This is a genomic window from Lysinibacillus sp. NPDC058147, from assembly GCF_042884205.1.
Lineage (GTDB): Bacteria > Bacillota > Bacilli > Bacillales_A > Planococcaceae > Lysinibacillus.
This window is the reverse complement of the sequence record NZ_JBHVUJ010000017.1, coordinates 34,898-45,416: the sequence shown is the minus strand read 5'-3', so window position 1 is coordinate 45,416 and position 10,519 is coordinate 34,898. Positions and strand designations below refer to the sequence as shown.

8 protein-coding genes, 1 rRNA gene and 1 riboswitch are annotated in these 10,519 nt (G+C 38.8%); of the genes, 5 read left to right on the top strand and 4 right to left on the bottom strand.

The genetic code is table 11. From position 1 onward, the window contains the following. Positions 1-88 (top strand): 5S ribosomal RNA (gene rrf / locus ACFVT8_RS24180); the annotation flags it as partial. 176 nt (positions 89-264) lie between these two features. Here the strand turns inward: rrf and chrR are convergent. Next, positions 265-996 (bottom strand): class II chromate reductase ChrR, encoded by a 732-nt coding sequence (gene chrR / locus ACFVT8_RS24175; protein ID WP_387086318.1) that lies wholly within the window; start codon positions 994-996, stop codon positions 265-267. 284 nt (positions 997-1,280) lie between these two features. Between chrR and scpC the strand changes: the two genes are divergently transcribed. Next, the gene (gene scpC / locus ACFVT8_RS24170) at positions 1,281-2,801 is read left to right on the top strand and encodes a succinyl-CoA:acetate CoA-transferase ScpC (protein ID WP_387086315.1); all 1,521 of its coding nucleotides are present in this window, start codon (positions 1,281-1,283) and stop codon (positions 2,799-2,801) included. A gap of 804 nt (positions 2,802-3,605) precedes the next feature. Here scpC and ACFVT8_RS24165 read toward each other — a convergent pair. Together ACFVT8_RS24165 and ACFVT8_RS24160 are read right to left on the bottom strand one after the other, a co-directional pair. Beyond that, on the bottom strand, positions 3,606-5,087 hold the full coding sequence (locus ACFVT8_RS24165; RefSeq protein ID WP_387086312.1) for a DASS family sodium-coupled anion symporter: 1,482 nt from the start codon (positions 5,085-5,087) through the stop codon (positions 3,606-3,608). Between the two features lie 183 nt (positions 5,088-5,270). Further along, positions 5,271-5,900 carry a glycerol-3-phosphate acyltransferase gene (locus tag ACFVT8_RS24160; RefSeq protein ID WP_387086309.1) on the bottom strand — a complete coding sequence of 210 codons (630 nt, stop codon included), beginning with the start codon at positions 5,898-5,900 and terminating at the stop codon, positions 5,271-5,273. A 367-nt stretch (positions 5,901-6,267) separates the two neighbouring features. After that, positions 6,268-6,381: riboswitch (SAM riboswitch) on the top strand. Positions 6,382-6,498: 117 nt separating this feature from the next. Between ACFVT8_RS24160 and ACFVT8_RS24155 the strand changes: the two genes are divergently transcribed. The 3 genes from ACFVT8_RS24155 (at position 6,499) to ACFVT8_RS24145 (ending at position 10,169) form a co-directional block, all read left to right on the top strand. Then, complete coding sequence (locus ACFVT8_RS24155; protein WP_387086306.1) at positions 6,499-7,800, top strand: O-acetylhomoserine aminocarboxypropyltransferase/cysteine synthase family protein; 1,302 nt, start codon at positions 6,499-6,501, stop codon at positions 7,798-7,800. A 395-nt stretch (positions 7,801-8,195) separates the two neighbouring features. After that, entirely contained in the window at positions 8,196-8,582 is a 387-nt protein-coding gene (locus ACFVT8_RS24150; RefSeq protein WP_387086303.1) for a hypothetical protein, read from the top strand. A gap of 600 nt (positions 8,583-9,182) precedes the next feature. Further along, positions 9,183-10,169 carry a homoserine dehydrogenase gene (locus ACFVT8_RS24145; protein ID WP_387086300.1) on the top strand — a complete coding sequence of 329 codons (987 nt, stop codon included), beginning with the start codon at positions 9,183-9,185 and terminating at the stop codon, positions 10,167-10,169. A 58-nt stretch (positions 10,170-10,227) separates the two neighbouring features. On the opposite strand, the gene ACFVT8_RS24140 is transcribed toward ACFVT8_RS24145, so the two are convergent. Beyond that, a complete protein-coding gene (locus ACFVT8_RS24140; protein WP_049667308.1) occupies positions 10,228-10,458 on the bottom strand; it encodes a MerR family transcriptional regulator in 231 nt (76 codons plus the stop codon). Between the last annotated feature and the right edge of the window lie 61 nt (positions 10,459-10,519).

The following is a 10,519-nucleotide window of genomic DNA, read 5'->3' as shown; positions in this document are numbered from 1 at the left end:
CCGTTCCCATACCGAACACGGAAGTTAAGCTCTTTAGCGCCGATGGTAGTTGGGGGCTTCCCCCTGTGAGAGTAGGACGTCGCTAGGCACTTAGAAAAGTCGAGGATTTATTCCTCGGCTTTTTTGTTTGCAATTTTTTAGTAAGTTGCCGAGTTATAAGTGATAATTTCCCATAATGATCATCGTACAATCCAATCAAACAAAATATAAAAAAAGTGGAGTTACTATCATAAGATAGTAACTCCACGCGGCTTGTTCATGAAGTTATTTCCAATTAAAACCCTTTTTCGCTAAGAAATCTTTGATATGAGGACGGCGCTGTTCAATTAAAAAATCAGCCATTTGCTTTGTCCAGTTATCAATTTTCCGATTGGATGAGCGAGAATTGTAGTATGCTTCCATCGTATCGTTGTAAGCTGGTAAAAGCTCCTCATATTTTTCTGTATTGTATTCATTTTCATGTAATACTGCTGCGACAGGTAAACGAGGTTTTACTTCATTGCGACGAGCAGGAACCCCAATTGTTAAGCCGAATAGTGGGAAAACATAGTCAGGTAGATTGAATAATTCGTTAATTTCTTCAAGCTCATTACGCACCCCTCCAATGTAACAAATTCCATATCCCATAGATTCCGCGGCAACGACAAAGTTTTGCGCGAATAATGATACATCGGCTACTCCAACTAGTACGTTTTCTGCCGAGTCAGCTACAATGTCTACACCTTCTAATTTACCTGCTGATTGAAGACGTTTGAAATCTACACAAAAGACAAAGGCACCTCCAGAAGTTTCGTATTGACGAGGATTACCAGAGAGCAATCCTAATTTTTCTTTTTTCTCCGCATCTGTTACCCAAATTACACTATAAGCTTGTACAAAATGTGATGTAGCAGCCATTTGTGCAGTAGCAATTAATTCTTCAATAATTTCTTTTGAAATCGGATTTCCATCATAAATACGAACCGAAGAGTGGTTCCGTAATAGTTCTTTAACCATTTATAAAATCTCCTTTTCCCCTTTAAATATATCAAGAGCATATCACGCTTCGTCTTCAAAATCGAATTTTTTTGATGTTGAAGTTATTTTCAGATAATTTATAAATGCATAAAATCTCTCGTATAATAAAATATTTCGTTAGTTATAGATTAAAAATTCTAAATAGTTTAAAATTATGTATGGACGGTTTATTTGGTTAGATTTCTAATAATTGGATGGCTATACCAGGGGGTTAAACCGAGTAATTAGTTAAATAAAAATAAAGTGGGACGGAGGAATAAGGGATGACAGAAAAGTTGGCGAAAAAGCTTCGTAATGAACAGCTACGGAGCAAGGTTGTAACAGCGGAAGAAGCAGCATCTTGGATTAAGGATGGTATGGTACTTGGGATGAGCGGATTTACACGTGCTGGTGATGTTAAAGTGGTACCTCTTGCACTTGTAGAGAAAGCAAAAAAAGAGAGCTTCCAGGTAGATGTATATACAGGTGCATCACTTGGCCCAGAAGTTGACCAATACTTAGCGGAAGCGGGCGTTATTCGTAAACGTGGGCCTTTCCAAGCGGATGCTGGTATTCGTAACAAAATCAACAGTGGTGAAATTACATTTGTTGATGCTCATCTATCACATAATGCGGAGTTAGTACGTCAAGGTATTATTGGTCCTATTGATTTTGCTATTATTGAAGCGGCTGCTATTACAGAAGACGGCTTACTAATTCCTACAACTTCAGTTGGTAACTCTCCGATTTTTGTGCAAGAAGCAGACCAAATAATCATTGAGTTGAATGTAGCTCAGCTTGATGCATTAGAGGGTGTCCATGATATTTTTGTACCAGGACCACAGGGAAAACGTGATCCAATTCCATTACAAAATGTATCCGATCGTCTTGGCGCAATTGGCATACCACTAGATTTAGATAAAGTAAAGGGAATTGTGATTTCAGATATTTTAGATGCGCCATCAACGATTGTTCCTGCAGATGAAGAAACAGATATTATGGCCAATCATTTATTAAACTTCCTACGTGAAGAAATTAAAGTAGGCCGTTTAACGACAAGTTTAAGACCAATTCAATCAGGTGTAGGCTCAGTTGCAAACGCCGTTTTACTAGGCTTTAAAGATTCTGAGTTTGAGAACTTAGAAGTATATTCAGAAGTATTGCAAGACGCAGTATTCGAATTAATTGATGCAGGAAAAGTAAACTTCGCATCTGCTACTTCTATTACTCTTTCCGAAGAAGTAGGAAACCGAGTTTATGGTGATTTTGAAAAGTATGCAGATAAGCTAGTATTACGTCCGCAAGAAATCTCTAACCAACCAGAAATTATTCGCCGACTCGGGTTAATTTCTGTTAATACAGCACTCGAAGTAGATATTTATGGGAATGTGAATTCTACGCATGTTTCCGGCACGAAAATGATGAATGGAATCGGTGGCTCCGGAGACTTTGCACGGAATGCACGGTTAGGTATTTTCGTCACAAAATCTTACGCGAAAGGCGGAAATATTTCTAGTATCGTTCCAATGGTATCGCATGTAGACCATACAGAGCATGATGTAGACGTTATCGTAACAGAGCAGGGAGTAGCTGACTTACGTGGGCTTGCTCCAAAAGAGCGGGTTGGGCTCATTATCGATAACTGTGCACATCCGGAATATCGTGAGCAATTATGGAAGTATTTTAACGATGCCAATGAAGCAACAGGTGGGCACCATACGCCACATGAACTAGAAAAAGCGCTTTCCTGGCATGTGAATTACGCCAAAAATGGTACGATGAAGAACCCTGCTTTATCGAAATAATTAAGATAATAAAAGCCTTGAAGGAGACAGTTTATCTGCCCCTTCAAGGCTTTTAATTGCTAATAATGTAAATCAAAAAGCATCACTTGAGAAGTGATCGAGTGATCAGGTAAGCCGGAAAAGTGATCAGGTAACCCCGAAAAGTGATCAGGTAATCCCGGGAAGTGATCAGGTAACCCCAAAAAGAGGTCGGGTAATCCCGGGAAGTGATCGGGTAATCCCGGGAAGTGATCAGGTGGCCTCGAAAAGTGATCAGGTAAGCCGGAAAAGTGGTCAGGTATCCCGAGAAATGATTGGGTAAGCCGGAAAAGTGATCAGGTATCCCGAAAAATGATCAGGTAAGCCGGAAAAGTGATCAGGTATCCCGAGAAATGATCGGGTAAGCCGGAAAAGTGATCAGGTAAGCCCGGGAAGTGATCGGGTAATCCCGAGAAGTGATCAGGTAAGCCCGAAAAGTGATCGGGTAAGCCGGAAAAGTGATCGGGTAATCCCGAGAAGTGATCGGGTAATCCCGGGAAGTGATCAGGTAACCCCAAAAAGTGATCGGGTAATCCCGAGAAGTGATCGGGTAAGCCCGAGAAGTGATCAGGTAATCCCGAGAAGTGATCGGGTAAGCCGGAAAAGTGATCAGGTAATCCCGGGAAGTAATCGGGTAATCCCGGGAAGTGATCAGGTAATCCCGGGAAGTGATCAGGTAACCCAGAAAAATGATCAGGTATCCCGAGAAATGATCGGGTAAGCCGGAAAAGTGATCAGGTAACTCCCCGAAGTGCTCAGGTGTCCAAAGAAAGCCCTAGCTGCTTCTTACAATAAGCCGATCCATTTCCAATACGTTGCGGAGAATAGAAGAACTAGGATGTATCCAATAATCGTTAATGGAACACCAGATTTTAAGAAATCCTTTGTTGTAAAGGCTCCTGTACCATAGGCAAGCATATTTTGCGGTGCACTAATAGGTAAGAGGAAGCCGAAGCTAATAACGAATTGTTGTACGATAACGAAACCAACCTGGTCGACATTAGCCGTTAATGTTGAGGCTAAAACGATAAATACTGGTACAAGTGCAGATGCCAAGCTTGTTGCACTCGCAAAACCTAAATGAATAATAATATTAAATAAAGTAACAAGTGCGATTGTTGCTAGAATTGGCATAGAATCTAAACCGAGTGAACCGAATACCTTATCAGATAACCAAGATGCACCTTTAGTATTAAGTAAGACTGTTCCTAGCATAATTCCTACTGCAAAGACGATAATTGTCCCCCAAGGAATATGAGGTTCAACTTGCTTCCACGAATAGACTCCGATTTTTGGCATTAATAAAATGGCGATCGCAACGATTGTGACGGTTGTCGTATCGAATGGGTGGAGTTTGCCCTCAGCAGCCCAGAAAAATAGTAAAACTACCGATGTGATGATTAATCGAATTTCGGGAGCTTTTAATGGACCAAGTTCCGCAAGTTGTTTTTTGATTACTTCTTTACCACCTTCAATATTACTTGTTTCAGGCTTAATTAGTGTAATCATAATGAAAAATAGAGCCACTGACATGATGATTGAGAAGGGGGCAGCGTAAAGTAACCAAGAACCCCAAGAAATATCTACACCGAATTGCTCTTTGATGAAATTTAAAGCGACCATATTTTGAGCTGCTGCCGTTTTAATACCGATATTCCAAATGGAAACAGCTTGTACAGAGGTAATGACTAGTAAAGCAGCAAGTCGACTATCACGTGGTAAACCAAATGCTGCTACCATTCCGAGTAGTATTGGTACAACTGCGCCTGCACGTGCAGTAGCAGAAGGGACAAAGAATGCGAGTGCAATAGATACTAAAATAGCACCGAATACAATAGCTTTCGTTTTTGTCCCAACTAGTGAAAGTATCCAAAGCGCAAGCCGTTTATGTAAATTCGTAATTTGCATGGCTGCCGCTAGGAAAAGAGCTGCGGCTACTAGCGCAACTGCAGAATTACTAAATCCGCTTAAGGCTAACTTTAATGCATCAGATGTTCCTAGCGTTCTTGTTGGATCTTCCATTGACGGGGCTAGCCCTAGTAAGATTGTAACGAGAGCAATTATCATAGCAGAGCTAACGGGATAGGATACTGCCTCTGTAACCCATAGGATGACCGCAAAAGCTAAAATAGCCAAAGCTCGTTGTCCAGCTACAGGTAAATCGCCGTTGTTAGGTAAAAAAGTAATGATGATTAATGAAGCGAAGGCCAATCCAATCCATAGCGGCTTCAAATTACGTTTTGATTTTGCTTGTTCAGAAGTAGGCATACTTTTTCATCCTTTCTATTACAATTTTCTATAACATCGGCTAGTAAAATGCTTTATTAAGAAAGTTAATTTGTCTATTTATTGTAAAAAAACTAGTATGTGAAATACCCTCTATTTATAGCGATAATGGGCAGTTACGAGAAAATATACGGTCACACTAAAGACAAATATATCCAAAAGATATTATTTTTTCTTAAATGCAGAAGTCACTTTAGGTTCAGTTCCTATCATCAGTCGCTTAATATTTTCAATATGCAAAATGATAGCTATACCAAAAAGTAATAGGGCTAAAATCGTTGGGCCAACTCCAGGAATCCATAAATAAGTGGCTGTACAAAAAACGAGATAAAATTCTAGTACACCAACAATTAAATAGTTCGTCACGAAAGATAAAATAACAAATAAAATGAGTGCAAATAAGCCTATTTTCCAATCAATCGCAAGTAATATTCCTATGATTGAAGCAGTTCCTTTACCGCCATTGAAGCCCATATAAAATGGGAAATTATGACCTAGAATGACACCGGAAGCTACGATATAGATGAAGAGCCAAACTTGTATTTCTGTTAATTGTGTTATATCTGCTAAATACACATGTGCGCCGATTATAGCTGCAACGCCTTTGCCGATATCGATTAGTGCAACTAATATGCCGTATTTCCAGCCAAGGGAAAGTGTTGCATTAGAGGCGCCTGCATTGCCATGACCAGTCTTTTTTAAATCTACCCCGGATAAAAACTGAGCAACTTTAGAGCCGTGAATACAGCCAATTAAATAACCAGCAAGAAGAAAAATAATAACGGCTTTTATCATAAAAATTCTCCTTTCTAAATAATGATCTCATCAATAAAAGTTAGGGATGACAAGCGAGGAGATGGACGAAAGCTAAAAGCATCACGTTCTGTGATAACGCTCGTGACAACATCGTGTTGCTCGCTACGTTTGCACTGCGCTTCCGCACAAACAACATCTTTTAGCCTGACACCCCCAGAAAACGCTCAATAGAAATGGAAATTTAACCCATGTTATGGTGATGTAAATAATAAATATCTAGAATAGTGTATGCGTTCGTATTACGTAAAAAAGCAGACAGAAGTTTCGGAAAAAATAAAATTTTAGTGTTGACAGAGAAAAAGTCTATGTTTATACTTTGTAACAACGATGGAAATTGAATCTCATACTCTTATCAAGAGCGGCGGAGGGATAGGCCCTATGATGCCCGGCAACCAGTAAGTGACGAACTTGCTAAGGTGCTAATTCCTACAGATTCTTACTTGGATCTGGCAGATAAGGGGAGGAAAACTTGCAACCGCAACCCTCTTCTTAGCTGAAGAGGGTTTTTGTTTTCTACTAAAAAAATCCTCCTCATCTCCGGTACCATCGTAAAAAAATAACCATTTGGAGGTATACAATGACAAAATTTAAACCAGAAACATTGCTGTTACACGGTGGCCAAGAGCCAGACCCGGTAACAGGATCTCGTACAGTACCCGTCTATCGCTCAACGGCTTTCGTTTTTAAAGACACTGCTCATGCGCAACGTCTTTTTGCCTTAGAGGAAGCTGGCAATATTTACACTCGTATTACAAACCCAACTGTAGATGTTTTTGAAAAACGCGTCGCTTTATTAGAAGGCGGTACAGCAGCAGTAGCACTTTCATCTGGTGCGGCAGCAATCGCGTTTTCCATTTTAAATCTTGCAGGAGCAGGCGATGAAATTGTTGCAGGTAGCTCTTTATACGGAGGTACTTATAATTTATTCGCAAACACACTACCAAACTACGGTATTAAAACGATTTTTGTAGATGAAACAAATCCAGAAAATTTCCGAGCAGCTATTACTGATAAAACTAAGGCTGTGTTCGCTGAAATTTACGGAAACCCAAGTTTAAAGGTATTAGATATTGAAACGGTAGCAAATATAGCACACGAAAACGGCTTGCCATTAATTATTGATAGCACATTTGCTTCACCATATGGCTCTACACCAATTGACTTCGGTGCAGATATCGTTGTTCATTCCGCAACAAAATGGATAGGCGGCCATGGTACAACTTTAGGTGGAGTTGTAGTAGATGCAGGGAAGTTCGATTGGACTCGTGGGCGTTTCCCAGGCTTTACTGAGCCAGATTCTTCTTATCACGGTTTGCGTTATGGTATTGACACAGCAGAGGCTGCATTTGCCACAAAACTGCGAGTGCAATTGCTACGCGACTTTGGACCAACATTAAGTGCTGATGCGGCATTTAATTTATTACAAGGTTTAGAAACGCTTCATTTGCGTATTCCTAAACACAATGAAAATGCTTTAGCAGTAGCCGAATATTTACGAAACCACCCATCTGTGGAATATGTAAATTATAATGGCTTAGAAGATTTTGCTACGCATGATTTAGCGAAAAAATATTTAAGAAATGGCTTTGGTTCTGTGCTTACGTTTGGCATTAAAGGTGGACGTGAAGCAGGGCGTAAATTGATCGATAGTGTGGAATTATTCTCGCATGTAGCAAATGTAGGGGATGCCAAATCGTTAATTATTCATCCAGCATCTACTACACATCAGCAACTATCAGCTGAGGAGCTAATCCAAACTGGCGTAACCGAGTCGCTCATTCGCTTATCAATCGGTTTAGAGGCAGTAGAGGACATTATTGCAGATTTAGAACAAGCTATTGAACAAGTAACAGCTTCACAACAAAAAGTAGAAGCTTAATAAATAAAACTTATTGGCTAATGCTGTAGCGTTTACGTATTTTCTCATTCGATTGGCCTCATTTGGTAATGCGTCAAACGTTGCTGCATCATCCGCTCACCTCATTTGGTGAAGTAACTGAAATTTTATAAAATTAATACCTAGTAATTTTATAAGTATTATTGACTTACTAAATTCCTTGTTTTATACTAGGAAATAAGAAAAGTGTTCGAAGGGCTACCAACCTAGAACCAATTTAAAGCGCCGACTTGTTGTTCGGTAAAGTGTTTCAGTCAATGCTCAAACTAATTTAGTTTCATAAGTGCTCCCCCACTTTTGAATATATATGAAGAGGAGTAGTTACTCAGCCAGTAGCTACTCTTATCTACAAAACTGATGATAAAGGAGTGTTTTAAATGGGAAATGTGTATAGTGCGCAAAACATTGCATCTTATCTTATTTATGAATTAAATGAAGGTCATGTGTTTGTGAACAACATGTCCATTCAAAACATACTTGCGTCAGTTGAGCTTAAATGGCAAGAGATCTTTGGACATTCTGCTTTTAAGGAAATGGTTTATTTCAAAGAGGAAGGCTATACAGTAAAAGAAGTTTTCGAAGCATATGAAAGCTATGGAGCAAGTCATATTCCTCTACCTGCAACAGAGTATTATTTAAAATACGGCACATTCCAATTAGTTGAACGTACGTATGCAATACCAAATTTTACGCAGGAGGAAATAAGACTGGTGCAACAAGCTTTAACACAATATCGTTATAAATTGCTAGCCAAAGCTAGTTAATTATCCCTCATATATTTGGCTCATTCTCTGCTGCTACAGGGAATGAGCTTTTTAAATTAGACGTGAAGATATACAGAAAAAATTTTTATTAATATATTTCAAAAGAACAATTTTTATGAATGTCTTAACATACATATAATAGAAGAAAGGCATTTATTTTAAGCAAGCACAAAGCCGGACGCAAATATGCCGATGCATAATTGATAAAGAAACGTCAGTATTTGTTCAATTATTATAGATTCAAGTGAAAAAACATATAATAAAAGGGTTGAAAACGATTTCCTTTGCACATCTACAGAAAACAAATGTCCATCCTAGAAAGATTTTTCTTGTGCAATGTATGTATTTACGTTACAATTTTCTTTAAGTTGATTTTTGAATTATTTGAATTTGTTTGTTTCACAATGTATCTTCATTCAGAATGTTTTTTGTAGCGAAAGTGAAACGCCATGACTAAATATCTGTCTGAAGATGAAGTGTTAGAAACACGGCAAACTGACCTGCTTTATATAGTCGGCGCACAATTCAAAATCTGTAAGAATTAAGCTGAGACGAAATAAATATAATGAAACTGCGGAATGTAAGTTGGAGGGAATAGGAATGGCAACTATAAAGGCAGCTATATTAGGATTTGGAACGGTAGGTCAAGGAATTTACCATATATTAAACGAAAAGCGTGAAGAGCTTAAAAATAAATTAGGAATTGAGCTGGAAGTAGCAAAAATTTTAGTTACAGATACTAGCCGTGAACGTGTACCAGGTACAGCGCATTTAATGACAACTAGTATGGATGAAGTTTTAGCAGAACCAGGTATGCAGGTTGTTTTTGAAGCGATCGTGAATGAGGAGCCAGCATTTACTTATTTAAAGCGCGCTGTTGAGCATAAATGTCATGTCATTACAGCTAACAAAGTAATGTTTGCAAAACGAGGCTTGGAGCTACAAGATCTTGCAAAAGCAAATGGCGTTTTTGTAGGCTTTGAGGCAACAACTGCTGGCGGTGTACCAGTTATAAAAACGATGAAAAATATTTTACTGGTCAATAATGTTAATCGTATTCAAGGAGTTTTAAATGGCACATCCAACTATATTTTAACGAAAATGCGTTCACAGGGCTGGTCGTTCGAAACTGCTTTAAAAGAGGCGCAAAATTTAGGCTATGCAGAGGCAGATCCTTTTAATGACATCTCAGGACAGGATGCCTTTAAAAAATTAATGATTTTAAGTGCTTTGGCATTTGGAGAACAACCAGATTGGGCTGACGTCGAAGTAGTAGGTATTGATAGTATTTCGGCAGAGGAAGTAAAAGAAGCATGTGAAAAAGGCTTGCGTTATCGCCACGTTGCTGAGGTTGAGAAACTAGCAGATGGTAAAGTGATCGCAAAGGTTGGACCGCAATTAGTTGATAAGGAACATCCGCTTTATCCAGTTGATGATGTTAATAATGCTGTGGCATTGGACACAAATTATATTGGCACATTAACGCTAATAGGACCTGGGGCAGGTATGTATCCAACAGCAAGTGTAATGGTTGAGGATTATGCAGAAATTATCGGTAAGCGAGCTGGATTTGTAGTAACGATATAATTAGATAGATTATGCCTATCATTCAACAATGTGCTAATTGTTTAATGATAGGCATTTTTTAATCCTCATCTTTAACATCAATATCCTCTGGAATAGGAGTATTACGCCAAATCTCAATTTCCTCTTTAATACGATCTAACTGCTCAAAATAAGTACTGAATTGTCCGCTATTAATCAGTATTTGATCGCCATCGTATACTGAACGGATACGACCCTCATAAACTAGGCGAAGTACTTGATCCTCTGGCATACCAAGTTCGATGGCTGTTTCTTCAATGGTTTTATACATAATTTCGCTCCTTTTATTGTTTTTATTATAACCTCCCTTTAATAGAAAGCCTACTGTGGGT

What these genes read in the sequence shown, in the direction of transcription:
- scpC (WP_387086315.1), top strand. Translation starts at nt 1,281, where the DNA reads ATGACAGAAAAGTTGGCGAAAAAGCTTCGTAATGAACAGCTACGGAGC.
- ACFVT8_RS24165 (WP_387086312.1), bottom strand. Translation starts at nt 5,087, where the DNA reads ATGCCTACTTCTGAACAAGCAAAATCAAAACGTAATTTGAAGCCGCTA.
- ACFVT8_RS24150 (WP_387086303.1), top strand. Translation starts at nt 8,196, where the DNA reads ATGGGAAATGTGTATAGTGCGCAAAACATTGCATCTTATCTTATTTAT.
- ACFVT8_RS24155 (WP_387086306.1), top strand. Translation starts at nt 6,499, where the DNA reads ATGACAAAATTTAAACCAGAAACATTGCTGTTACACGGTGGCCAAGAG.
- ACFVT8_RS24160 (WP_387086309.1), bottom strand. Translation starts at nt 5,900, where the DNA reads ATGATAAAAGCCGTTATTATTTTTCTTCTTGCTGGTTATTTAATTGGC.
- ACFVT8_RS24145 (WP_387086300.1), top strand. Translation starts at nt 9,183, where the DNA reads ATGGCAACTATAAAGGCAGCTATATTAGGATTTGGAACGGTAGGTCAA.
- chrR (WP_387086318.1), bottom strand. Translation starts at nt 996, where the DNA reads ATGGTTAAAGAACTATTACGGAACCACTCTTCGGTTCGTATTTATGAT.
- ACFVT8_RS24140 (WP_049667308.1), bottom strand. Translation starts at nt 10,458, where the DNA reads ATGTATAAAACCATTGAAGAAACAGCCATCGAACTTGGTATGCCAGAG.